The 25,103-nt window shown below is 60.7% G+C and carries 20 protein-coding genes and 1 tRNA gene; 14 read left to right on the plus strand and 7 right to left on the minus strand.

Translation table 11 applies throughout. The features are described from left to right. Positions 1 to 53 precede the first annotated feature (53 nt). Together IEW17_RS11320 and IEW17_RS11325 are read right to left on the minus strand one after the other, a co-directional pair. Positions 54 to 749 (minus strand): phosphatase PAP2 family protein, encoded by a 696-nt coding sequence (locus tag IEW17_RS11320; RefSeq protein WP_188562158.1) that lies wholly within the window; start codon positions 747 to 749, stop codon positions 54 to 56. Positions 750 to 859: 110 nt separating this feature from the next. Continuing rightward, positions 860 to 941: transfer RNA gene (locus tag IEW17_RS11325), tRNA-Leu, on the minus strand. 189 nt (positions 942 to 1,130) lie between these two features. On the opposite strand from IEW17_RS11325, the gene IEW17_RS11330 reads away from it, so the two are divergent. The 14 genes from IEW17_RS11330 (at position 1,131) to IEW17_RS11395 (ending at position 16,622) form a co-directional block, all read left to right on the plus strand. After that, on the plus strand, positions 1,131 to 1,832 hold the full coding sequence (locus IEW17_RS11330) for a class I SAM-dependent methyltransferase (protein WP_188562159.1): 702 nt from the start codon (positions 1,131 to 1,133) through the stop codon (positions 1,830 to 1,832). 163 nt (positions 1,833 to 1,995) lie between these two features. Then, positions 1,996 to 3,858: a M61 family metallopeptidase gene (locus IEW17_RS11335; RefSeq protein ID WP_188562160.1), complete on the plus strand. Its 1,863-nt coding sequence runs from the start codon at positions 1,996 to 1,998 to the stop codon at positions 3,856 to 3,858. Positions 3,859 to 4,062: 204 nt separating this feature from the next. After that, positions 4,063 to 4,758: a hypothetical protein gene (locus IEW17_RS11340; RefSeq protein WP_188562161.1), complete on the plus strand. Its 696-nt coding sequence runs from the start codon at positions 4,063 to 4,065 to the stop codon at positions 4,756 to 4,758. A 63-nt stretch (positions 4,759 to 4,821) separates the two neighbouring features. Further along, complete coding sequence (locus tag IEW17_RS11345) at positions 4,822 to 5,817, plus strand: PspA/IM30 family protein (protein ID WP_188562162.1); 996 nt, start codon at positions 4,822 to 4,824, stop codon at positions 5,815 to 5,817. A 149-nt stretch (positions 5,818 to 5,966) separates the two neighbouring features. Then, the gene (locus IEW17_RS11350) at positions 5,967 to 7,745 is read left to right on the plus strand and encodes an OmpA family protein (RefSeq protein WP_188562163.1); all 1,779 of its coding nucleotides are present in this window, start codon (positions 5,967 to 5,969) and stop codon (positions 7,743 to 7,745) included. Positions 7,746 to 7,894: 149 nt separating this feature from the next. Continuing rightward, positions 7,895 to 8,671 (plus strand): ABC transporter permease, encoded by a 777-nt coding sequence (locus IEW17_RS11355; RefSeq protein WP_188562164.1) that lies wholly within the window; start codon positions 7,895 to 7,897, stop codon positions 8,669 to 8,671. After that, positions 8,671 to 9,495: an ATP-binding cassette domain-containing protein gene (locus IEW17_RS11360; protein ID WP_188562165.1), complete on the plus strand. Its 825-nt coding sequence runs from the start codon at positions 8,671 to 8,673 to the stop codon at positions 9,493 to 9,495. Before IEW17_RS11355 ends, IEW17_RS11360 begins: the two co-directional genes overlap by 1 nt. Before the next feature lie 203 nt (positions 9,496 to 9,698). Continuing rightward, complete coding sequence (locus tag IEW17_RS11365; RefSeq protein WP_188562166.1) at positions 9,699 to 10,712, plus strand: MBL fold metallo-hydrolase; 1,014 nt, start codon at positions 9,699 to 9,701, stop codon at positions 10,710 to 10,712. A 42-nt stretch (positions 10,713 to 10,754) separates the two neighbouring features. Further along, positions 10,755 to 12,260 carry a sodium:solute symporter gene (locus tag IEW17_RS11370; RefSeq protein ID WP_188562167.1) on the plus strand — a complete coding sequence of 502 codons (1,506 nt, stop codon included), beginning with the start codon at positions 10,755 to 10,757 and terminating at the stop codon, positions 12,258 to 12,260. A gap of 94 nt (positions 12,261 to 12,354) precedes the next feature. Then, complete coding sequence (locus IEW17_RS11375; RefSeq protein WP_188562168.1) at positions 12,355 to 12,846, plus strand: energy transducer TonB; 492 nt, start codon at positions 12,355 to 12,357, stop codon at positions 12,844 to 12,846. A 146-nt stretch (positions 12,847 to 12,992) separates the two neighbouring features. Continuing rightward, positions 12,993 to 14,843, plus strand: coding sequence for an ABC transporter ATP-binding protein (locus tag IEW17_RS11380; protein ID WP_229748960.1), 1,851 nt, complete (start codon positions 12,993 to 12,995; stop codon positions 14,841 to 14,843). Between the two features lie 249 nt (positions 14,844 to 15,092). Next, complete coding sequence (locus IEW17_RS11385; RefSeq protein WP_188562169.1) at positions 15,093 to 15,332, plus strand: DUF433 domain-containing protein; 240 nt, start codon at positions 15,093 to 15,095, stop codon at positions 15,330 to 15,332. Continuing rightward, positions 15,316 to 15,645, plus strand: coding sequence for a DUF5615 family PIN-like protein (locus IEW17_RS11390; protein ID WP_188562170.1), 330 nt, complete (start codon positions 15,316 to 15,318; stop codon positions 15,643 to 15,645). Before IEW17_RS11385 ends, IEW17_RS11390 begins: the two co-directional genes overlap by 17 nt. Before the next feature lie 92 nt (positions 15,646 to 15,737). Beyond that, entirely contained in the window at positions 15,738 to 16,622 is an 885-nt protein-coding gene (locus IEW17_RS11395) for a DUF2911 domain-containing protein (protein ID WP_188562171.1), read from the plus strand. A gap of 197 nt (positions 16,623 to 16,819) precedes the next feature. Here the strand turns inward: IEW17_RS11395 and IEW17_RS11400 are convergent, their stop codons facing one another. The 5 genes from IEW17_RS11400 to IEW17_RS11420 all read right to left on the minus strand — a co-directional run bounded on the left by IEW17_RS11400 (position 16,820) and on the right by IEW17_RS11420 (position 24,870). Continuing rightward, positions 16,820 to 18,760, minus strand: a complete 1,941-nt coding sequence (locus tag IEW17_RS11400; protein ID WP_188562172.1) for a CocE/NonD family hydrolase — start codon at positions 18,758 to 18,760, stop codon at positions 16,820 to 16,822. Between the two features lie 226 nt (positions 18,761 to 18,986). Further along, positions 18,987 to 19,877 carry a glycerophosphodiester phosphodiesterase gene (locus IEW17_RS11405; RefSeq protein WP_188562173.1) on the minus strand — a complete coding sequence of 297 codons (891 nt, stop codon included), beginning with the start codon at positions 19,875 to 19,877 and terminating at the stop codon, positions 18,987 to 18,989. Between the two features lie 69 nt (positions 19,878 to 19,946). Further along, on the minus strand, positions 19,947 to 20,600 hold the full coding sequence (locus tag IEW17_RS11410) for a phosphatase PAP2 family protein (RefSeq protein WP_188562174.1): 654 nt from the start codon (positions 20,598 to 20,600) through the stop codon (positions 19,947 to 19,949). Between the two features lie 100 nt (positions 20,601 to 20,700). Further along, positions 20,701 to 22,077, minus strand: coding sequence for an aspartate kinase (locus tag IEW17_RS11415; protein WP_188562175.1), 1,377 nt, complete (start codon positions 22,075 to 22,077; stop codon positions 20,701 to 20,703). 168 nt (positions 22,078 to 22,245) lie between these two features. Further along, complete coding sequence (locus IEW17_RS11420) at positions 22,246 to 24,870, minus strand: PIG-L family deacetylase (RefSeq protein ID WP_188562176.1); 2,625 nt, start codon at positions 24,868 to 24,870, stop codon at positions 22,246 to 22,248. Positions 24,871 to 25,103: the final 233 nt, after the last annotated feature.

Genomic DNA, 25,103 nt, shown 5'->3' on the forward strand with positions numbered 1-25,103 from the left:
TCCGACTTTTTTGGGAGTCTTTTTGCTGCCCACTCTGCCCGCCGCCAAAAACCCTAAACAGGCTCGTTGCCAGCAGATTCGAGCATGGCGCGTTCTTCTTTCCAAAAAAGCTTGATGCCGGCGCGGCACAGCACCAGCCACGCGGCGCCACCGGCAAAGCCCGCGAGCACATCGGTGGCGTAATGGGCATGCAGATACACCCGCGTGATGCCGATGAGCCCCGCCCATAGCAGCAGCGGCACGGCCCAGCGCGCGTGGCCCAGGTGCCGCGCCAGTAGCCACGCCAGGCAGCCATAGAACGTGACCCCCAGCATGGCGTGGCCGCTGGGAAAGCTGAGTCCCAGCGTTTGGAGCAGCGCGTTGCTGGGCCGGGGACGGTTGAAATAAAACTTGAGCAGCTGGTTGAGGAGGATGCCACCGCCCATGGCCACCAGCAATTCCCAGCTTTCGCGCGGGTGGCTGGCCCGGCGCAGCAGCAGCACGCCCGCGACGCTGGCCGGCAGCAAAAATGGGAGCGCGGCGAAGAACGTCACGAAACGAACCGGCCCGGTAAGGCCCGGCTCTGCCGCCCGCCACCCGTCGACAACACCCGAAGCCCAGGTATCGAGGGCCAGCGAGTGGTGCACGAAAACCACCCGCGCCAAGTAGAAGAACACGCCAAAAGCGGCCACGAACAACACCATGGCCAGCACCACTTCCACGGTGAGCAGCCCTGCCAACGCCAGCAAACGAGCGGTGAAACGATTCATAAAGCACGGTCCGGGCAAGGGTGATTAACCATCGAAAACAAGTCAACCCCTGGTCCCAATACTTACAAACGAAAAAAGCCAGCCCGGGTGGGGCTGGCTTTTTAAAAACGTGCGCTCGGGGAGACTCGAACTCCCACACCTTGCGGAACTGCCGCCTGAAGACAGCGCGTCTACCAATTTCGCCACAAGCGCATCACTAGGTTAAAAGTTGCTTTTCTCGTTAGAACCGCGCCTTTTGGTCCTGCAAAGATACAGTCTCATTTTGCAGCGGCGCAATACCAAGGCCTTTTTTTTCGCAATTGGACCAGGCAGTAACCCTCCGAAGATTGTTTTTCAGTTACTTGCCACCATGTTTTTTTTCTATTTACCGCCCATTCTCACATGTCTAACCCGCTAGCGGCCCCATTTTCGCCCGTGGCAGCCGGCACGCGTCCCACCGGATTCGACCGCGTGGCGTGGTGCTACGATGTGTTGGCCGGGCTCGTGTTTGGGCCGGCGCAGCGGCGGGCGCAGCAGGCGGCGCTAGTGGGCTTGCCGGCGGGGGCCCCGCACGTGCTCATACTGGGCGGCGGCACCGGCTGGGTTTTGCTGGAAGTGCTGCGCTGCCGGCCTCAGGCCACGGTACTGTACCTGGAGGCTTCGCCAAAAATGCTGGCTCGTGCCCGCACACGGCTGGCGCGGGTCTGCCCCGCTGCCACCACCCAGGTTGAGTTTCGGCACGGCACCCAAGCCGCGCTCACCCCCACCGAGCAGTTTGATTCGGTGGTCACCTTTTTTGTACTCGATTGCCTTGCGCTGCCGGAGCTTGCCGGGGCATTAGCGCAGCTGCGGAAGGCCCAGCGGCCGGGGGCTACCTGGTTGCTAGCCGACTTTCGGCCCGCTCGGCGGGGCTGGCGGCGGGCGCTGCTCACGCTCATGTATACTTTTTTTCGGCTGACCACCGGGCTGCGGGCCACCGAGCTACCGGCCCTGCGCCCCGCCCTGGCGAGCCTGGGATTACAGGCGGTTGACCACGGCACTTTTTTTGGCGGAGCCATTGAGGCAGTGGTTTTCAGTGAAAATCCCACGAAGCCAAGCCTTTGATATTTAATAACAGGGCCTCACGCGGTCAAAACATAATTTTAACATTATTCACACCGTTGATTGGGGTAAAACTCCCCGTTTGGTTGTAAATTTCCCACATCTTTGTATTCCTGTTTACTCTGGAGGCTTCAGCCTGTTCCTTAATTTCTTTATTATTCTGCCCATGAAAAACATTGCTACTATTTTATTCGCGCTAGCCTTGGGCTCATTCGGTGCGCAAGCCCAAACCAAAGCCGATACGGGGCCGGCTGTTCGCTACGCCGTGTCGTTTCCAAATGCGGTGCACCACGAGGCGCGGGTTTCGGCCACTTTCTCGGGGCTGCCGGGCGGACCGCTGCACGTGCGCATGGCCCGCAGCTCGCCCGGCCGCTACGCCCTGCATGATTTTGCCAAAAACGTGTACTACGTAGTGGCTACCGACGGCGGCAACCATCCCCTGCCCCTCAACCGCCCCGACCCTTATGGCTGGGATGTGAACCCGGCCGCCGACGGCACGGTTATTTTCAGCTACACGCTCTACGGCGACCTGACCGATGGTACCAACGTGGGCATCGACCAACAGCATGCCCACCTCAACCTGCCCGCCGCCCTGTGCTACGCCACCGGCCTGGAGGGCCGCCAAACCGAGATAAAGTTTGACCTGCCGGCCAGCTGGAAAGCGGCCACGCAGCTGCGTCCGGGAGCCGAAAAAAACACGTTCACGGCGCCCAACATGCAGTACATGATGGACAGCCCGGTTTCGCTGGGTGCCCAGCAGGTGCGGAGCTGGACCGAGGGCGACCAGACCATTGAGCTGGCCACGCTGTATATGGGCCCGGCCGCCGAGCTCGACGGCTACGCCAAGAAAATTCAGAAAGTGGTGAAAGAGGAAAAAGCCATTTTCGGTGAGCTGCCCACTTTTGACTTTGCCCGCTATACGTTCATCGCCAATTACTTGTCGCAGGCCACGGCCGACGGCATGGAGCACCGCAACTCGACGTCGCTCACCAGCCCCCGCCCGCTGAAGGACGAGAGCGAGCTGCAAAACCTGGGCACGGTGGCCCACGAGTTCATTCACGCCTGGAACGTGGAGCGACTGCGCCCGAGCGACCTGGAGCCCTTCGATTTTCAGCGGGTGAACATGAGCGACGCGCTCTGGTTCGCCGAAGGCTTCACGCAGTACTATGGCCGTCTGGCCCTGCGCCGAGCCAAGCTGATTGATGACGAGGCGTTTTTCGAAGACATCAGCCGCTGGGTAAACCTGCGCCAGAACAGTCCCGGCGCCCGCTACGCCTCGGCCATCGACATGAGCCGCCAGGCCGCCTTCACCGACCATGCGGGCACCACTGCCCCCATGAACCTGGTAAACACCAACCTTTCGTACTACGACCAGGGGGCCGGCATTGCTCTGGTTCTCGATTTGCAGCTGCGCCAGCATCACCGCTCCTCGCTCGATAAGCTCATGCAGGCCATGTGGCAGCAGTACGGTAAAAAGCAGAACGGCTACGCCCCCGCCGCGCCCTACAACGTGCGCGATTTGCAGCGCGTGCTGGGCGAAGTGAGCAAAGACACCGTGTTTGCCAACCGCTTCTTCCGCCAGTATGTGTACGGCCGCGAGCAGCCCCGCTTCAGCGAAAACCTGACGGTGGCCGGACTGGCCGTGATTCCGACCCGGGCATTGGGCGCGGCCCTGCCGAGCCAGGTGGAGTTTGACGAGGAGGGCCGCTGCCTGGTGGCCTACAATACCCAAATTGGCTCGGGCCTGTACAAAGCCGGCATCGACCGGGGCGACCAGATTGTGGTGCTGGATGGCAAGGAAATCAAAAGCGCCGGCGACCTTGATGGCGTGTTGCGCAAGCATTCGCCCAGCGACGTGGTATTTGTGAAGGTAAAGACCCGGGGCGGCGTAGAAAAAACCACCCAGCTCATCCTCGCCGAAGACCCCAACGTGCAGGTGAAGCCCATGGAAAGCGTGGAGAAGATGGTGTACACTCCCGCCCAAAAGGTGCTGCGCGAGGCTTGGTTGGCCAGCCAGGCTTCGAACTAGGCAGCCTGGCTACGGCCTGACTCTAAGTCACGAAAAGTGAAAACCCTGCTGGTTGTTCCAGCGGGGTTTTTTTGGTGCGGCTGAAATAACCGCGACATTCCCTAATACCTTTACCTTTGAACGGTTGCGGGGTCGTTTTATAAACGATAAGCGCCCAGCCAACTTTGCTACCAGCTTCTTCTTCCGCCTTTTTTATCCTTTCCCATGGAAATTTTCGACAAGCTCACGAACGCGGCCAAGGATTTTTTTATTGAGCCCGAGGACGAGGCCAAAGCCCTCAATAACCCATCCACGGCCCAGTTTGGGGCATCTGGTCCCGGTGCCGTTTCCGCGGTGCCCTCCCCTTTTGCCGCGCCCGCCGTGACGCAGGCCGAACAGCGCCACCTCGACCACATTGCCAGCCTGCTGGCCGGCGACGGCAAGGATTTCGGAGCCTACATGAAAATGGTGAAGAGCATGACCGCCGCCGGCATGAGCGGCCCCTTGCTCTACCAAACGGCGTTTAATGCCTTTTCGGCGGTGAATGGCAGTACCGTGCCGGGCCTGCTGGCCTCAGCTTCGCAATTTGAGCAAGCCCTGACCACCGACCGCGACAAGGTGCTGGCCCGGCACCGCGAGAAAATGGGCGAAGCCAACGCTCCGGGAGGTACTCCGAGTGCTGTGGTGCAACTCACGGCCCAGGAGAAAAAACTGGCCGCCGACCTGGCCGACCTCACCCGCCAGCTCCAGACCAAGCAGCAGCTGCTGCTGCAAACCCAGCAGCAGCTGGCCGACGAGCGCCAAAAAACCCAGGCCGCGCTGAGTTCCTACGAGCTGGCCAACTCGGCGGCCCTGACCGACCTGCAAGCGCATTACAAGGCAGCGGAAGCTTTTCTGAGCACTGGCGGCGCAGCCAGATAGACTGGCTTGCCGCCGGTATTGCTAATTCGACCACCTGAACAACGCACCCTTTTTTTCTGCTTGATGAACACACCATTACTTGGACCGCCCTCGCCCGCTGATGGCCTGCCTTCGTGGCAAAAGCCCGAAAAAGCAGCCGCTTGGGCGTTCGTGGCACTGCTCGCCGGCATGGGCGTGTACTACTGGGGCCAGATACTGCCGTACCTGATTGATATTGTGTTTGATACCGTGAAGCTGGGCATTGGCCTGGGCGTGCTGTTCGTGCTGTTTTTGCTGGCTACCAACAAGCGGATTCAGGCGGGGCTGTGGTACCTGGGGCAACGCATTTTCCGGACTGCGGCGGGCCTGTTCGTCAATACCGACCCCATCGGCATCATGGAGGATTACATACGGAATACGGAAAAGGAAGCCCGCAACATGGAGGAAGAGGTGGGCCACATCGAAGGAGCCAACGAGCTGGTGAAGCGCAAGGTGGATGCCAACCGCACCCAGATGCAGGAGTATTTGGCCCTGGCCGATTCGGCCCTGCGCCAGGGCGAGAAAGACAGCGCCGACAACTACGCCAGTCGCGCCGCTCAGCTCGAAGACTACAACCGCCGCCTGCAACCCATGGCCACCACCACGGCCAACGTGAGCCTGGTAATGCGCCAGATTCTAAAGGCCGCCCTGCGCCAGATTGACAACAGCAAGTTCAAAGTCAGCTTGTTGAAGGATGAGTACGAGCTGGTGAAGCGCACCAGCTCGGGGATGCGCGCCGCCATGAACATCCTGCGCGGCGACCCCGACAAGAAGTACTTCTTCGACCTAGCCACCGACCGCGTGGCCCAGGATATGGCCCAGCAGCTCGGCCAAATCAAGCAGGCCATGCGCTACTCGCAGGAGTTCGTGAAGGAAATGGACATCCAGAACGGCGTGATGAGCGAGAAGGGCCAGCGCCTGCTCGACAAGTACCAAAAGGGTGAGTTTAGCGCCATTATGGACAATGAGCCGCCGGTACGCCTGAACGTGGCCGCTACCCGGCAAGCCACCGATGATGCCTACGGCAAGCTACTTGATTAATTGAAGCGCTGATTCCTGGGTGAGTTGGTGTGCTGATTATGAAGCATAGCTACCCTGGCACTCAACTAATCAGAATTTTATTTCCCAAGAACTTCGCCGGCCAACTCAGCAAAGCACATCAGCACATTCCAAAATCAACACATTACTAAATGACCACTCGCGGTAAAATTCTCATTGCCATCATTGTCCTGGCGGGCTTATACTTTGGCATTAATAAACTCACTTCCAGTAATCTGCTATTTAAAAAAGCCGCCACGGAATCCGTTCTGCTGAACTCGATTGAGCTGCCGGCCGCCACGGGTGGCAGTGGCGTAAACACGGTGGTGCCGCTGGCCGCGCTACCTGGCACGGCCCCAGCCGACAAGGGCACGCCCGTGGTGTGGGAGGTGATGGCCTGGAACAGCCAGATGGCCGGCATGCTGGCCAACGGCGGCCCCCGCACCACCACGGGCTCTGCCATGGCCAGCAACGGCCTGGACATGCAAATTGTGCGGCAGGACGACGTGAGCAAGATGCAGGCCGATTTGGTGAAAAACGCCGTCGACCTGGCCGCCAACCCCGCCACGCCGGGCCTGATTGTGAGCATCATGGGCGACGGCCTGCCCGGCTTCTCGGCGGTGCAGGAGCAGCTCAAAAAGGCCGGCACGCAGCTGCAAATCATCCCCTACAGCATGGGCAAATCCTTCGGCGAAGACAAGCTGATGGGCCCGAAAGAATGGCTGGATAACCCCAAGCTGGCCCTGGGCAAAACCGTGGCCTGCTACCTGCGCGACGGCGACCAGAACATCGCCCTGAAGTGGTGCGCCGACAACGGGCTGAAAGTCAACCCCGACGAAACCACTTACGACCCGCAGGCCGTAAACTTCATGGCCGCCAGCGACTTCCTGGTGGCCGCCGAAAAGTACATCCTGAGCAAGCCTGAAAGCCGCGACAAAATCGTGGACGGCAAAAACACCGGCGTGAAAGTGGACGTGGTGGCCGATGCCGTGGCCACCTGGACCCCCGGCGACGTGAACATCGCCAAGCAAAAAGGCGGTTTGGTGAGCATCGTGTCGACCAAAGAGTACTCGAACCAGATGCCCAACATTATGGTGACCACCAAGCGCTGGTACGATGCCCATCAGAAGGAAGTAGAAGGCATTATGCTAGCCCACGCCATGGCCGGCGACCAAGTGAAATCGCACCCCGAAGCGCTGGCCCGCGCCGCCGATATCTCGGCCGAAGTGTACGGCGACAAAGACAAGCCCGGCGCATACTGGCTGAAGTATTACAAAGGCGTGAGCGAGGCCGACCGCAACGGCGACGTGGTGGAGCTGGGCGGCAGCAAAGTCTTCAATTTCAGCGATAATTTGAGCCTGTTCGGTCTGAACGAAGGCGGCACCAACATTTATGCTTCGGTGTACAAGGCGTTTGGCGACGTGCAGAGCAAGCTCTACCCCAAGGAGCTGCCCAGCTATGTGCCCCTGAACGACATGCTGGACCTCACGCTGCTGCGCAACCTGCAGGTCCGCTACAAAGGCAAAACGGTGGCTCCGGCCGAAACTCAAAAATTTGCGGCGGGCGACGAAATTCGCCGCAACGTGAGCAAGCGGGCCTGGAACATCGAGTTCAATTCGGCCAAAAGCACGTTCACGCCTTCGGCAGAAAAAGAGCTAAACCAGCTATTTGATGACCTGGTGGTGGCTGGCAACCTGAAAGTGGCGGTGCACGGCCACACCGACAACGCCGGCGACCCGCAAGCCAACCAGCAGCTTTCGGAAGACCGCGCCATGGCCGTGCGCCAGTGGCTGGAACGCAAAAGCAGCAGTGCCTTCCCCAACGGCCGGATTCAGGTGTACGCCCATGGCCCTACCGAACCGGTGGCCAGCAACGGAACACTCGTCGGCAAAGCCAAAAACCGCCGCGTAGAAATTGTATTGGGCAACTAAGCAGTAGCGTGGACTCTGCGAGTCCGCGAAACGAGCGCAGCGAGTGTCGCCGCCTGGATTTCCGAACAACATTACCTTTAAAACAGGCGCAGCCGACGGTACTCGCTGCGCTCGTTACGCGAGGACTCGCAGAGTCCCCGCCACACGCCATGAAAGACTTATTCGTTCCCAACGCCAAGCCCCGGACCCCGGTTTTTCTGACCATGGTGGCGTGCCAGGTGCTACTGCTGCTGCTGCTGTGGCTGTTTTATCCCTTGCAGCTGTTCCCTACTTTGGGGGAAGTTCTGGCTTCTTTCAAAGACTTGGTGACGACGCAGGGGCTGATTCAAGAACTGTGGGCCAGCCTGACCACGGCACTCGGGGCGCTGGGTATTGCCACGGTGCTGGCGCTGGGGATTTCCTACCTCACGGCGCTGCCTTTTTTTCGGCCCATCGCCTACGCGGCCTCCAAGATGCGCTACCTCACCCTCACCGGCCTCACCTTTTTTATGGCCCTCATGGTGAGCTCCGGCCACCAGGTGAAGCTCTCGGTGCTCATTTTCGGGGCCACCGTGTACCTGGTCACGGGCATGACGAGCGTGATTCTGAGCACCTCGCAGGAAGAAATGGACCACGCCCGCACCCTGGGCATGAGCGAGTGGCGCAGCTTCTACGAGGTAGTGGTGCTGGGCAAGTTGGACGATATGCTCGAAGTCGTGCGCCAAAACTTCGCCATCATCTGGACCATGATTACGCTGGTCGAAACGCTGTATCAGTCCGAGGGCGGCATTGGCCTGCTGCTCTACAAGCAGAACCGGTATTTGCATTTGGATGGCGTTGTCGCTATTCAACTGGTGATTCTGACCACGGGCGCGGCGCAGGACTACTTGTTTGAATTGCTGCGCCGGGTATTCTTTCCTTACTCCGCGCTGAAGGCAGCAAAATAATGCCAGACCATTCCTACAATGAGCCCATTCTGACGCTGCGAGATATTTCGATGCAGTTCGGGGGCGAGGTCATCTTGCGCGACATCAGCCTCGACGTGCTCAACGTAGTACGCCCCGGCGTGCGACAGGGGCAAGTGGTGGGGTTTTATGGCCGCTCGGGCATCGGCAAGTCGGTGCTGTGCCGCATCATTGCGGGCTTGCTGCCGCCCAGCACCGGCACCGTGCAGGTGGCCAACCCTCAACGGCCCGTGTGCCCCGGCGACGTGGGCTTCGTGCAACAGCGCTACCCCTTGTTCGACCACCGCACGCTGCTTGACAACCTGCTGGTAGCCGCGCGCCGCAAACATGCCCTTGCCGATGCCATCGCCCGAACCGAAGACATGCTGAGTCGCTTCGATTTGGCCCCGCACCGCCGCAAGTACCCGGCTCAGCTTTCGGGGGGGCAGCGCCAGCGGGCGGCCATTGCCCAGCAGCTGCTGTGCTCGGAACACCTCATTATTCTGGATGAGCCGTTTTCCGGCCTCGACGTTTCGATGATTGACGAAGTGAAGAGGGTCATCATCGAAGTAACAACTTCGGACGAGCTGAATACCGTCGTCATCGTGTCGCACGACCTGGCCACTACCACGGCCCTTTCGGACACACTCTGGCTGCTGGGGCCCGAGCGCGATGCCGCCGGACTATGCCTTGCCGGTGCCACCATTAGCAAAAAGCACCAATACAACCTGGCCGAAATGGGCCTGGCCTGGCAGCATGGCATTCAGGCCAAACCGGAATTTGTGCAGCTGATTGAACACCTGAAAGACGAGATTCGGAAGACGTAGGCTACTGCTTGGCAAGGACAGTAACCGCGTCCAGTGGTAATGAATAGTGCCGTATTCGCAGACGGAGATGCCCCATCGGTTGTCGGTGGGGCGTTTTGAATGATGACGCGCTGCGATTATTCGGCGTCCAGCATTCCTTATCAATCGAAACAGTTCGCGGGTTCACCCGTTTCTCTGGGCTCTGTGGTTCCCAATTTTTGCTCATGGCCAAACGTATTTCCTTTCTTCGCAACGACGCCCTACCGACCGTGCGGCCCGGCTACCCTGGCAATAAGCTTTTCGGTAACGAATTCGCCAACGGCGAGGAGCTGTTCGCGCCCAACCTGGCGACGGTGCTCAAGTGGCAGCTCTCAGCCAACCCGCAGAAGGAGGAGAAGAAGCGCGATACCTGGGTGCCGAACGTGGTGGATGGCAGCGCCGCTTTCTCATCGACGGAGGACATGCTGGTCTGGCTGGGCCACTCCAGCTTTCTGCTGCGCGTGGCGGGCGTGTCGCTGCTCTTCGACCCCGTGCTGTTCAATTCGCTGGGCCTGCGCCGCCGCCACGCCCTCCCCTGCCCGCCCGAAGCCATTCGGAGCATCGATTATCTGCTGCTCTCGCACGGGCACCGCGACCATCTCGACGAGCAATCCATAAAGCTGCTGGCCCGGCAAAACCCGCAGCTGCGGGTGCTCTCGTCGCTCCGCATGGCACCGGTGCTGCGCGGCATGGCTCCCGGCTTGCCGGTGCAAGAGGCCGGCTGGTGGCAGCAGTACGACCTCGGCCCGGACTCCCCGCTGGAAATCACCTACCTGCCCGCCGCCCACTGGCACCGCCGGGGCGTGACCGATGCTAACCAGGTGCTGTGGGGCAGCTTCATGATTCGCACCGCCGGCAAGCTCATCTACTTCGCCGGTGATACGGCCTACGCCGACCATTTTGAGGCCATTGAAGCACGCTTCGGCCCGCTCGACATCGTGCTGATGCCCATCGGGGCGTATAAGCCGGCCTACATGATGGCCAAAAGCCACGTGAACCCGCACGAGGCCGCCAAGGCCGTGAACGTGCTGCGGGCCGGCCACATCGTGCCGATGCACTACGGCACTTTCGACTTAAGCGACGAGCCGGCGGCGGAGCCGCTACGGCAGCTGACGGAGGTGGCGGCCGGCGGCATGCTGCGCGGCGAGTTGCACACGCCCGCCGTGGGCGAGGTGCTGCGCTGGCAGGATTGGGAATAAGGGAATAGCGCACCAGTGACGGAGGCGCTACCTTTGCCCCCTATGTCGCCAACTTTAGTATTAAGCCTCGTTGCGGGTTACTTCGCTGTTCTCATCGTTATTGCCATCCTCACGTCGCGCGGGGCCACGAGTGAGAGCTTCTTCGTGGCCAACCGCAACGCGCCGTGGTACATGGTGGCCTTTGCCATGATTGGCACCTCGCTCTCGGGCGTCACGTTTATCTCGGTGCCGGGCAACGTGTACGGCAAAAGCTGGAGCTACCTGGCCGTGGCCCTGGGCTTCGTGGCCGGCTACGTGGTGATTGGCACCGTGCTGCTGCCGCTGTATTACCGGCTGCGGCTGGTAAGCATCTATTCGTACCTCGAGCAGCGGTTCGGCTATTGGAGCTACAAAACGGGCGCGCTGTTTTTCCTGATTTCGAGGTCGCTGGGCTCGGCCCTGCGGCTGTACCTGGTGGCGGGCGTGCTGCAGCTGGCGGTGTTCGACTCGATGGGCGTGCCCTTCACCGTGACGGTGATGGTCAGCATTTTCTTCATCTACCTCTACACCTTCAAGGGTGGGCTCAAGACTATTCTCTGGACCGATACGTTTCAGACGCTGGCCATGCTAACCTGCGTGGGCCTGAGCATATACTTCATGGCCGATGCGCTGAACTACTCGTTCAAGCAGCTGGTGAGCTCGGTGCAGGACAGCCCCATGTCGCAAATGTATTTTTCGGATTTCCGGGATGATAAGTTTTTCTGGAAGCAGTTCGCCTCGGGCATGTTCATCACCATCGTGATGACGGGCCTCGACCAGGACCTGATGCAGAAGAACCTGAGCTGCCGCAGCCTCGGCGAAGCCCAGAAGAACCTGTTCTGGTTCACCCCCGTTATCGTGAGCGTCAACATCCTGTTCCTGACCCTGGGCGTGCTGATGTACCAATACGCCACCGCCCGGGGCCTGACCCTGACCGAGCTGCCGCAGCTGCTCAAGCTCAACGGCACCCTCGACACCGACAAGGTATTCCCCTTTCTGGCCACCACGCAGTTCTCGCTCACGGCCGGCATCATCTTCATTCTGGGCATCATTGCCGTCACCTACGCCTCGGCCGATTCGGCCCTCACGGCCCTGACCACCTCGTTTTGCGTCGATTTCCTGAACATTCAGCAGTACCCCGAAGCCCGGCAGACGCGGCTGCGGCAGCTCACGCACCTGGGCTGGTCGGTGGTACTCATCGTCATCATCCTCATCTTCCGGGTGCTCAACGAGCAGAGCCTGATTGATGCCGTTTACAAGGCGGCAGGCTTCACCTACGGGCCGCTGCTGGGCCTGTTTGCCTTCGGTATTCTTACCAGGCGGCAGCTGCGCGACCGGCTGGTGCTGCCCACCTGCGTGGCGGCGGTGCTGCTCACGCTGCTCATCGTATCCAATTCGGTGGAGTGGCTGAACGGCTACAAGTTCGGCTTCGAAATCCTGCTGCTCAACGGCACGCTGGTGTACCTGGGCCTGCTCGCCATTTCGCGCCCCGCCGATGCGGCCCCCGCCAACGCTGCCTTGGCGCTGTAGCACGCGTTTGAGGCAAGTACCCCGCGGGAACGTCTGCGGGTTTATCGGCATTCTACTTGTCCGGGCGGCTGTCCGGGTCTTATCCGTTTATTCTATGAAAATCTTATTCCTTACCCTGGCCCTGCTGGGCCCGGCGGCCGGCTTTGCGCAGCAACCCACGCCCGCTCCAGGCACCGGCCAGCAACCCATCGTGCTGCGGCCGGGCCACATGCAGGTGCAGGCCCACCCCGATGCCAACCGCCCCGACCGCGCCCCCGTGTACCCGGGCGGGGCCGAAGGGCTGGGCTTGTTTTTTCTCGAACACATTAAGTACCCGGCTGCCGCCCAGGCCAAACAGCTGAGCGGCAGCGTCCTCGTTACGGCTACCCTGAACGCCGACGGCAGCGTGACCGACCCCAAAGTGGCCCGGTCGCTCTCGCCCGAGTGCGATGCCGAGGCCCTGCGCGTGGTGCCGCTGCTCACGGGCTGGCAGCCAGCCATGCGCCGGGGCCGGCCCATCGCCATGCTCATCCAGCTGCCCGTGCCTTTCGGTGGGGCTGGTGAAATTAAAGTGGAGCAGGTGCGCCGACAGCCCAAGCGCCGGTAAATTTTTCTGGCGCAGCCAAAGTAGCCAAACCGACAGCCCGTTTCGGTGCTTATTAAGCAAAGCTCCCCTTGTTACCCCGCTTCATGCGGCCCTCATGCCGGCAGGTGTTCTTGCCGCGTCACAATTAGCAGATTAGCCTACCCCCGATGGCCCGTAGTGGAATGAATACCAGCGGCTCCGACCTTGCGCCGGACGCCCCGAAACCTAAGCTTACCAAAGAAGCCTTTCAGCGCGGACTGCGGATTTTCCGCTACGTGCTGCCGTACCGCAGCAAGTTCATCGTCGGCATGGCGCTGCTGGCCCTGAGCAGCGCCACCTTCATGGCCTTTCCGTGGGTGGCCGGCAAGCTCGTGGACGCAGCCAATGGCAAGGACGTGCAGCTGCCCGGCGGGGTGGGGCTCAACATCAACCGGATTGCGCTGCTGCTCTTTGCCGTTATCGTGTTCCAGGGGTTCTTTTCGTTCGGCCGCATCTGGTTTTTCACGCAGGTGAGCGAGTTCACGGTGCGCGACATTCGCCAGGCGCTCTACGCCAAGTTCGTGAGCCTGCCGATTCCGTTTTTCGAGAAAAACCGGGTTGGAGCCATCACCTCACGCATCACCTCCGACGTGGGCATGATTCAGGACACGTTTTCGCTCACGCTAGCGGAGCTATTCCGGCAGGTTTTTACCCTGATTGTGAGCACGGTGCTCATCATGGTGACGTCGGTGAAGCTCTCGCTGTTCATGCTGGCCACGTTTCCGGTGCTGGTGCTGGCCGCATTTGTATTCGGCAAGAAGATTCGCAAGCAGTCGAAAATAACGCAGGAGGAGCTGGCCAAAACCAACGTCATTGTGGAGGAAACCCTGCAGGCCATCAACACGGTGAAGGCGTTTACCAACGAGCTGTTTGAAATCGGGCGCTACAATTTCTCCCTGAATAAGGCCGTGAGCGCTGCTCTCAAGAGTAATTTATACCGCGGCTCGTTCGTGTCGTTCGTGATTATCGGCTTGTTTGGCGGCATCATTCTGGTGCTGTGGCGCGGGGCCACGCTGGTCCACACGCCCATCACCGACCCCGACCACCTCGAAATCGGGCAGCTGGTTTCGTTCATCATCTACACGGCCTTCGTGGGCGCGTCGGTGGGCGGCCTGGGCGAGATGTACGGCAAAGTGCAAAGCACGCTGGGCGCCTCCGAGCGCATCCTCGAAATCCTGGACGAGCACACCGAGCCCACGCACCTGGCCCTCCCGGCCGGACAGGTGCCGCTGGCCATTCAGGGTAATATTGAGTACCGCAACGTGGTCTTCCGCTACCCCACCCGGCCCGATTTACCGGTGCTGCAGGACATTTCTTTCGACATCGCGGCCGGCGAGAAAATTGCGCTGGTGGGCCCCAGCGGCGCGGGCAAAAGCACTATTGTATCGTTGCTGATGCAGTTTTATGAGCTGAGCGGCGGCGAAATCCTCATCGACGGCCGCCCCATCACCAGCTACGACCTCACCGAATTGCGCCGCCACGTGGGCATTGTGCCGCAGGAAACGCTGCTCTTCGGCGGCAGCATCCGCGAGAACATCGCCTATGGCAAAATCACGGCCACCGACGAGGAAATCATCGCCGCCGCCCGCAAGGCCAACGCCTGGCAGTTCATCGCCTCCTTCCCCGAAGGCCTCGACACGGTGGTGGGCGAGCGCGGCATCAAGCTCTCGGGTGGGCAGCGCCAGCGTGTGGCCATTGCCCGCGCCATCCTGAAAAACCCGGCCATCCTGCTGCTCGACGAAGCCACTTCGGCCCTCGACAGCGAGAGCGAAAAGCTGGTGCAGGGCGCTATGGATGAGTTGATGAAAAACCGCACGTCCATCATCATCGCCCACCGCCTGAGCACGATTCGCAAAGTCGATAAAATCCTGGTCATTGACGGCGGCCGCATCGTGGAGCAAGGCTCGCACGAGCAACTGGCCGACAACGAGAACGGCCTGTACGCGAACCTGCTCAAGCTGCAGTTTGAGTTGAGCTAGGGAGCAAGCAAATCGTTTCCCGCCCCCCTCGCAGCAATCCCCGGCCTGACTAATGCGTTTCCCGACCTGACCAATGCATTTCCCGGCGCTAATTAGACCTTATTGAGCAAGCCGGACGCTTATTCGGACCTGCTGGCTGGCTGACTGACTGGCTGACTGACACGAAACCCGCGCTTCCAGTGCGGGTTTCGTATTTTTAGCCCTACCCCATCAGTTCCCGTACCCACATATACCAAAAAGTCTCAAGCAATGGACCTGCGCACCCTTATCACTACCGACCCCGACATTTTGGGCGGTCAGCCCGTATTTGCCGGCACTCGGGTTCCTATCGAGACCTTGTTCGACCACTTAGAAGCGGGTGTTTCATTGGATGAATTTCTGGCTGATTTCCCCACCGTCTCTAAAGCGCAGGCCGTCGCGCTGCTCGAAACCGCGAACAAGCTGCTTACCTCAACCAATGCAGCCCAACTCTGTGCGGCTGCTGCTTGACGAGAACCTGCCGAAACGCCTAAAACAGGACTTTCCGGCCCACGAAATTTTTACTGTTCGGGACAAGCTGTGGAACGGTATTAACAACGGCGAACTGCTGAAGCTGATGCTGGCTGAGGGTTTCCACGCCCTGTTGACATTTGATAAAAACCTGCAACACCAGCAGAATTTTGGCCGGTACACCCTGACCGTACTCGTACTCAATGCTCCGATAAACACTTACGCCGAACTGACGAAACTATCCAGCCAAATCAATGCATTTTTAGCAACTGGCCTTTTGTCCCCCGGCCCGGTCGTTATCAAAACCGCGTAATTACTCGCTCTGTTGGTTTCAAAATCTGCGTCCCCAGCGCGGGTTTCGTATTTTTAGCCCCACAATCACACCACCAACTTCTTCCCTTACTGATGAGCAAGCATTTGCTGAGTTTCTCCACGGTCGTTGCTACGGCCGTTGCCCTGCTGGCCGTCCCGGCCGCCCACGCCCAAATCTCCACGCCCCAGGCCAGCCCCAAAAGCACGGTCATGCAGCGCGTGGGCCTCACCGACATCACGGTAGTGTACTCGCGCCCCAGCGCAAAGACGCGCGCTATTTTCGGCACCGTGGTGCCGTTTGGCAAGCGCTGGCGCACGGGTGCCAACGCCACCACCAGCATCAAGTTCTCGGACGATGTGACGATTGAGGGCAAGAAAGTGCCGGCCGGCGAGTACGGCATCTACACCATCCCCAACAAGGCCGAATGGCTGGTGGTGCTGAACAAAAACACCAAGCTGGGAGCCGACGTGGACGGCTTCAAGGACGACCAGGACGTGGCCCGCTTCAGCGTGAAGCCCTACAAAGTGGCCAGCAAGGTGGAAACCTTCACCATCGGCTTCACCGACATCACCCCCGCCACCGCCAACGTGGCCATGGAGTGGGAAATGACCGGTGCCAAATTCAAGGTGACCGCCGATGTGGAAAGCAAGGTGATGGCCCAGATTGACGAGAAAATCACCAAAAACGCCACTCCCGCTTCCGGCGACCTCGCCTCGGCCGCCGTGTACTACTACGACAACAACAAGGACCTGAAGCAAGCCCTGGCCTGGATGGAAAAAGCCAACGCCGCCGAGCCTACCAAGTTCTGGAACCTGAACACGGAAGCCAAAATCCGCCTCAAGATGAAGGACTACGCCGGCGCCACCAAAGCCGCCGAAGCTTCGAAAAAAGCGGCCTTGGCCGCCACGCCGCCCAATGGCGAGTACGTGAAGATGAACGAGGAGCTGATGGCGGAAGCCAAAAAGATGGGCAAGTAGGGCGCGGCCGGCGGAACCTCACCCCCGGCCCCTCTCCAAAAGAGAGGGGAGCCTGACGAAACCAACGAAAAGTCCCGGCTCGAAACTGAGCCGGGACTTTTTTATTTCACCAGTAAGCACATCGCAATACCCGGTCGCCTTAGCTCCCCTCTCTTTTGGAGAGGGGCCGGGGGTGAGGTTCCGCCGTGGCCGAATCGTTAAGGCAGCACCTTCATCACCAGCTGCGAGGCCTGCGCCGGCGAGTGATACAGCCGGTGGGTAGCCGTTTGGAAATCCGCTTCGCTGGCTTCGTAGATGTTATCCACGTACTTCTGCGGGTTGCGGTCGACAAGCGGAAACCAGGTGCTTTGCACCTGCACCATGAGGCGGTGGCCGGGCCGAAAGGTGTGCATGAGGTCTTGCACGGTGAAGGGCACGGGCGTGACCTGGCCGGGCACGAACGGCTCGGGCTTGCTGAAGCTGTTGCGGAAGCGGCCGCGCATCACCTCGGAGCGCACCAGCTGCTGGTAGCCGCCGAGGCGCACGGCCGGGTTCAGGCGCGGGTTGTCGGGGGCATCGTCGGGGTACACGTCGATGATTTTCACCACCCAATCGGCATCCGAGCCGGTGGTAGCCACTTGCAGCAGGGCCTCAATGGGGCCGGCCAGGGTGAGCGGGGCGGTGAGGGCGTCGGTTTGGTAGGTGAGCACGTCGGGGCGGCGGCTGGCGAAGCGCTGGTCGTCGGTCATGTACTCGCGGGTCATGCCCGTGGCGGTGGCTTCGGTGAAGGGCACGGGATGAGCCGGGTCGCTCAGGAACTGGTCGAATTCGGTTCCGGAGGTGGGCTTCTCGAAGGAAATTTTGCCGCCGGGCTGGAAGTAGAGCACCTTGTCCTGGGCCGGCTTGGGGGGCCAGGCATCGAAGGTGCGCCACTGGTTGGTGCCACCTTCAAACACGGTGGCTTCGGGCAGGGCGGCGGGCTTGTTGTCTTTCAGGTAAGCCTTGAAGAACGGGGCTTCGATTTCCTGCTGGTAGTGGAGCGAGGGCGCGGGGCCGTAGGCCACGTTGCCCACCAGCTCGCCGGTGCCGCGCGCCCAGCCGCCGTGCACCCAGGGACCCATCACAAGGCCGTTGCGCAGGCCGGGGTTTTGCTTCTCGATGCTCTTATAGATGTTGAGCGCCCCGAACAGGTCCTCGGCGTCGTTGAAACCGCCCACGGTGAGCACGGCGGTGCCGCGTTGCAGGTTTTTGAGGTGGGGGCGCAGGTCGCGGGCCTTCCAGTAGTCGTCGTAGTTGGGGTGCTGCATCATCTCATTCCAGAGCGTGACCTGTCCTTTGTAGTAGCGGGCGTCAGCGTTTTTCAACGGGCCCATCTTCATAAAGAAATCGTAACCGTCGGGGGTGCCGTGCTTGAAGCTGGGGTTACCGGTGGGCGTGGGCTGCGGCCGGGGCAGGCCGAAGGAGGCCAGGAAGTTGAACGCGTGGGGCAGAAAAAACGCGCCGTTGTGGTGAAAGTCGTCCCAGAACCAGTCGGCAATAGGGGCCTGGGGCGAGGCCGCTTTCAGGGCCGGGTGGCGGGCCAGCAGGCCGGTGGCGGTGTAGTAGCCAGGGTAGCTGATACCCCACTGGCCGATGCGGCCATTGTTCTTGGGAGCCTGCTTATTCTTGAGCAGCCACTCGATGGTGTCGAAGGTGTCGGTGCTTTCGTCGATGTCGGTTTTACCGGTATGAGTGTCTTTTTCGGGGCGCACGTCCACAAACTGGCCTTCACTCATGTAGCGGCCGCGCACGTCCTGGTAGGCGAAGATGTAGCCTTCGTGCAGCATGGTGCTGCTCGGGCCCAGGTTCTTCTTCATCTTATCCGACTTGTACGGGCCGATGGCGTAGGGCGTGCGGTTCAGCATCACGGGGTAGCGCACCTTGTCCGCGTCAAGGGGCGCGTAAATGATGGTGTACAGCTTCACCCCATCACGCATGGCAATTTGAAACTCCGACTTTTTGTAGTGTTGCTGAATGTAGAGCGTATCGGCCATGGTGATGGCTAATTGCGCCCGGTCGGCTTCGGAGGGCAGCGGGTAGGATGCCGGAGTTTGGGCGTGGGCCGGGCTGGCCGCAGCAGCAGCACCCAGCAGCGCCGCCAGCAGTAAGGTTAATTTCATGGGGTTGATTAAGGGGCGGTTGTTCCGGCGAAGATATGCAGTGGGCACGAAGCGTTATTTGAGTTCATCATTAACTGCCGGTCATGCCGAGCGCAGCCGAGGCATCTCGCTCGGGGCAGTAATCATTACCGTTCAACGATTGAGTCACTACCCCACGCGAGATGCCTCGGCTGCGCTCGGCATGACCGTTTCTTTCTCATTTCCCACGGCCCTACTTCCCTCAACTCTACTTTCCCCGGCCCTGCATAATGAGCAGGCGCTTCACGTTATCGGCTTCAATCTCATCGGGTTGGCTGGCCAGTATTCGACGGATGTCCTTGGCTGAACGGCCGCCGAACACCACCACCGTGAGGCCGGCCGCGTGAGCCTGGGCTGTTTGCTCGGGCGTCACCCGGTCGGCATCGAGCACTACGGTGCGCACCCGCTCGGTTTTGGCCACTTTCAGGCCGAAGGCAAATTCATCGGAGGCGATTTCGAGGCCGATGCGCACGCCCGGCAGCGCGGCGCGGGCCAGGCGCACGGTGCTGGGCTCCTGGGTCACGAGCAGTACGTTGGAGGGTGGCACGCGGTAGCGGGCGAGGCTGCGGGCAATCTGGCGGATGAGCAGCGGCACCCGCTCGTGCTGGCGACCAACGGGCAGGCACTGGTCATCCTCGTGCAAGTCGAGGTGAATATTGGGGAAGTTGGGAAGGCGGCCGAAGCGGGCCAGCACCGTATCGAAGGTGATGGGCCGCTCCTTCTGAATCCAGTCGTAGGGCCAGCCGCCGCGGTAGCGCAGCGCAGTAAGCTCGGCGGCGGTGCGCTCGCTCACGCAACCGGTGCCGGTGCTGCTGTTTTCCAACTGCTGGTCGTGGTAGAGCATCACCACGCTGTCGCGGGCTAGCTGCAGGTCGATTTCAACGCCATCGGCCCCGCGCAATAATGCCCGCCGGATGCCGCGCCAGCTGCTCGGCGGCCGGAAATTGAAGGGGCTAATGGGCGTGAAAAACCCGGAGCCGGCGTGGCCCAGCACCAGCAGCTTGGGGTTGGCTACGGGTTTGGTGGCCGTGCAGGCCCCGATTAGAACAATGACGAACAGAGCCAACGCGGCCCGAAATAGTGAGGAGATTTTTCTCATAAAAAAGCAGAACGGGAAACGTTGGGCGGGGTTGAGCTGCCCGCTGTAGAGACGCAATATTTTACGTCTCTACAGCAGTATTTCGGCCTCTTTCAGCGGCCGAGGCCGGTCAAGCTGGCTGAACAGGAAGGTGAGCGCCACCACCAGCCAAAGCGAGAACCAGACGTCGCTCAGGTAGTGCATGCCCAGCACCAGCCGGCCCAGCGCAACCAGGCCCGGCAGCACCAGCAGCGGCACCCGCCAGCGCGGAAACGCCAGCGCCAGCGGCCAGCACAAGCTGAAATAGGTAGCGGTGTGCGACGACGGAAACGAGTCGTTGTGCGGCCCACTGGCCCACAGCCCCGTGCCCACGTAGCCGGTGCCGAACTGCACCTCGGGCCGCAGGCGGTGCACGCTGCCCTTCAATACATTGGCCAGCACCATGCTGAACTCGTGGGTGAGCAGCAGGATGAGAAACAGCGTGGCCCCGCGCCGTTTCAGGGCGTAGCGGCCGATGGCGAAGGCCAGCCCCAGGGCCAAAAAGATGACGGGCAGGCCCAGTACGTGCGTCATCAGGGCCTCGTGCGCGGCATCGGCGGCGGCGGTAAGGGCGGCAAAAAACGGCGCAGCCCCGCCGAAATGCCCATGGATGAACTGGGCCAGCGGATGGTCAAGAAACAGGATAAGCAGGGCGCAGGCCGGCAGCGTGAGGGCCGTGAAGTAGAGAAACTGGCGGAGCGTCATGGCTGTAGCGTGGACTCTGAGAGTCCGCGGGTAGGTTGTGTGAAATCAACTATTCAACGCACGGACTCTCAGAGTCCACGCTACATTCCGCGCTACGGCCCTAGCCCAGCGCCTGGTTCAGCGCCACGATGGCATCCTGGTAGTCCTCGCGCCCCACGATAAACTGAATGTTTACTTTACGCAGCGCAAAGCCCGCGCTGCGGATATTAATCCCGGCATCGGCCAAGGCGCTGGCGGCGCGGGCCAGCAAGCCGGGCTCGTCGATGTTGGAGCCGATGAGGCAGACCAGGGCGGCATCTTCCACGGTGATGTTCTCATACTTAGCCTCCAGCGCCACCATGAGCTGGGGCCGGAGGTCCTTGGCCCAGATGACCAGCGAAATGCTATTGGCGCTGGTGGCCTTGAAAATATAGCTCACGCCAAGGTCGTAAAACACCTGCATGAGGTGCAAATCGAAGCCGGCCGCGCCCACCATCAACGGGTCGTGAATGTCGATTATCACCACCTTATCGGTGCCAGTGATGATTTCGACGTGCTTGGTTTTCGCCACGAAGTCGCGGGTAATGAGCGTGCCGGGGTGCTTGGGCTCAAACGTGTTTTTGATGCGCAGGTCGATGGCGTTTATCTCCAGCGGCTTCGAGGCTTTAGGGTGAATGGCCTCCATGCCCACGTCGGCCAGCTGGTCAGCCACGTCGTAGTTGGTGAAGCCCACGGGGCGGCACTGGTCCACGCCCACCAGGTTGGGGTCGGCGGAGCAGAGGTGGTATTCTTTGTGAATAATGGCCTCCTGGGGCCGCACGGCCACGGCAATTTTGCTGAACGTGACTTCAGAGTAACCCCGGTCAAACTCGCGCATGATGCCCTCAGTACCCTTGGTGTAGCCGGTGGCGACGCAGATGGTATTGGCAAAATCAATATCGGTAAAGGCCTGCCGGATGCGCTCATCGATGGTGAGCGCGTGCGCGTCGTCGAAGCCGCTCAGGTCGATGAGGGTGGCATTCAAGCCCCGGTTTTGGAGGATGTTGACGGAGTTGAAAGCCGAGTGGGCCTCCCCTATCGAAGCCAGGATTTCGCGGGCCGCCTGCAGGATATTCGTGCTGTTGACGTAGCCGGAGGCCAGCACGGTGGTCAGACTTTGGAGGTAGGTCTGGGCCTGGTCGATGCGCTGCTGGATGAAGGCATCGGCCACGGCCAGGTCGAGGCCCAGGGGCGCGTAGTCCTGGTTTAGCTCCTGGAGCTTGGTGGCTACTTCCTGCAGCGGCTGCCGAAACTCCTGGTTCTGGGTGATGTGGTGGTAGACGCCGGGCGCGCCGGTTTTCTTGTTTTCGAGCAACCAGTTGGTGACGTTGGCGTAGGCCGACACCACGAAAATGCGGTTGTATAGTTCCCGGCCCTGGCGGCCGTGGAAAATGATGTTGTCCAGAACATCGGCGAAGGCGGTCATCGAGGTGCCGCCGATTTTTTCTACTGTGAGCACGGGTATTTTTGGGGTCGCCCTCCGTCAACCTCACCCCCCGGCCCCCTCTCCAAAAAAGAGGGGGAGCCACGGCGACAAGGATTGGGATAGTTTGATTTGTGGATAATTTAAGAAAGCTGCCGTGGCTCCCCCTCTTTTTTGGAGAGGGGGTTGGGGGGTGAGGTAACGCTACTGCGCTTTTTCCTTGCCGTAGGAAATCATGTTCGTAATCAGCCGGTATGCGCCGGGCACGCCGGCGGGCAGCTCCCGAAACAGCGACAGGCCAGTGTAGATGTAATGCCCCTTGCCGTAGTCGGCCACTAGAATTGCGCTTTCCTTGGCCTTCTCGCCGGGGTCGCTGCTGCTGATGACGGTTTGGTACTTGGGGTCCCAGGAGCTGGGGTAGTAGAGGCCCTGCTCCTGCACCCAACCCTGGAAATCCTGGGCCGTGATTTTGTTGGGCGCGTTCAGGAGCGGGTGCTTGGTGAGGGTGACAGGGGCGTCCTCCACGGTCACCCGGTCGTTGCTGAGCTTCATCGGGTACGGGCCGATTTCGGGCAGCACCATACCGCGGTTCACCACGTACTGCACCACCACGTTGCCGCCGGCTTCGATGTAGCGAAGGATTTCGGGCTGCTGGGTTTTGAGGCGGTCCACGATGTTGTAGGCGCGGATGCCCACCACCAGCGCGTCATATTTCTTCAGGCTGGCGGCGGTGAGGTCCTCAGGCTTCACCAGCGTCACGGTGTAGCCGATTTGGCGCAGGGCGTCGGGCACTTCGTCGCCGGCACCCATGAGGTAGGCCACGTTCTGGCCGCGCCGCTTCAACTCCAGCTTCACCAGCGGGGCCACGGCCTCGGGAAAAAGGAACTGCGTGGGGATGTGCGGGTACTCAATCTTCTGCAAGCCCCGGCTGTAGGCCTGACCGGCTACGGTGGCCGTGGCGCGCAGCTCGGAATGGCCGGCGGCGGCCCCGGCGCTGGGCTGCACCTGGAAGTTCACGGTTAGCTCCTCGTCTTTGGCGGCCAGGGCGAAAGGGACGGTGGCGGGCTCGCACTGCCAGCCGGTGGGCAGGGCTAGGGCCAGGCTGCCGCTCACCCCGGCGCGCCCGGCCCGCAGCGTGACGGGCACCGTCTTGGGCTGGACATCAGCGAAGACGTAGGAACGGGCGGGCGGCAGGTTCACCAGCACGGGCGGCACCACGGCCAGCGGCTGGTAGAGTTCGCCCAGCACGGGGTCGGTGTGCTTGTATTGAACGGGGACACCCATCGCCCAAGAGTCAGCACCAACTTTAAAAGTGAGTCTGATGGTTGCTACAGCTGGATTTTCGGGAATACCACTTAAGCTGCTTTGAGCAATTCCGGTTCCCGTTTTCGCGGTCGAGAATTCATCAATAGCCTGAATGAGGGCTATGCTTCCTGAACCAGCGGGAATGCTAGCCACTGGCAAAGACACCGGAATTGCATACATGCCAGTTGTGCCTGTTTCTCGCAACCAATACGGCTGTGTATTGATAACAAATTCAGGCATTTTCCAATTTCGAACAACTAGTCGAAACGGTTTATCGAGTGAATAAGCACTATTGAATACAGAGTCCCGTGCTATGCCATTTATTTGGCTTACGCTAACTATTTGAACAGGAATAGGAGTGCGCTTAACAGCCTCCAAGGTTATGTTCATCAACTGTCCAGAAGCCACCGAACTCTCGCTAGAAACAGCTTCTACATACAAGCCAAGCGCACTCTGAATCAGTTTATCTAATTGTCCTACCTTTTCATCTTTCCAATAATTCCCCCTTGCAGGTTGCAGCTTGTTGAGCTGTTCTCGCACCTTCAGCAGCCCCGCCACGCTGGCGCTCGGGTTGCTCGGGTCATACTTGCGAATCACCTCCTCGATGAGCTTGCCCACGGCCGCGCCGCCGGGTAACCGGTTCCAGGTCTGGTCCACGCCTTCGAACAGGTCCTTGGTGGCCTTATCGCCTTTCACGGGCTGGAAATACTCCAGCGCCTCGCCCCGCTGGGCGGCCGAGCCGAAACCCTGGCTGCGGTGGTTGCTGCGGCTGCGGGCCGCGATTTCGCCGTAGCTCTGGCCCAGCAGGGGGTTGTAGCCGCCGGCGTCGAGCTTGAGGTAGCCGTCCATGTTTTCGCCGGGCTTCACGAAGAAGCTGCCGGTGTTCCAGAGCAGGCGCTTGGGCTGCCAGGCCTGCACGTATTGCAGCTGCTCGGGGAAGCGCTTGGGGTCGCCGGCGGCGTCGAAGGCTTCGGCGGCCAGGATGGCGCTGGCGGTGTGGTGGCCGTGGCCGCCGCGGCCGTCGGTGGGGAAGCGGGTGATGAGTACATCGGGCCGGCGCTGACGGATGACCCACACCATGTCGGCCAGCACCTGCTCCTTGTCCCAGATGCGGAAGGTTTCCTCCGGCGTTTTGGAGAAGCCGAAGTCGTTGGCGCGGGTGAAGAACTGCCGGCCGCCGTCGGTGCGCCGGGCCGCGAGCAGCTCCTGCGTGCGAATCACGCCGAGGCCCTCGCGTAGCTCGGGGCCGACGAGGTTCTGGCCGCCGTCGCCGCGGGTGCAGCTCAGGTAGCCGGTTTCGAGCAGGCGCTCGTTGGCCATATAGGCGATGAGGCGGGTGTTTTCGTCGTCGGGATGGGCGGCGATGTAGAGCACCGAGCCCAGCACGTTGAGCTTCTTCAGGCCCAGCAGAATTTCAGAGGAAGTGTAGGTTTTGGGGGTTTGGGCTTTTGTTTCGGTTAACAGAAATCCGTTAACGATGAACAGCAGCAGGGCCGCGAAGAGCGGGCGGAGGAAACAAATCATGCGCGGGAAACCGGGATTGAGGCCGCGAAGTTACCAGCCGAAACCCCAGCCGGTGAGGCAGGCCCCAGCGGCCCTCTGCGTACCGGGCACGCCGCCTCTTCCGGTGGCCCAACCTTATGCTTGCGAACCACCCGGGGTGGGCAGACCAGCACACGGGGCGCAACATCGGGGCGGGGCGCACGTCTTTGGTCCGGGTGAAATTCATTTACCCAGATGTTGGTTTACTTCGCACA

It is taken from the genome of Hymenobacter frigidus, assembly GCF_014640435.1.
In the GTDB taxonomy this organism is placed as follows: domain Bacteria; phylum Bacteroidota; class Bacteroidia; order Cytophagales; family Hymenobacteraceae; genus Hymenobacter; species Hymenobacter frigidus.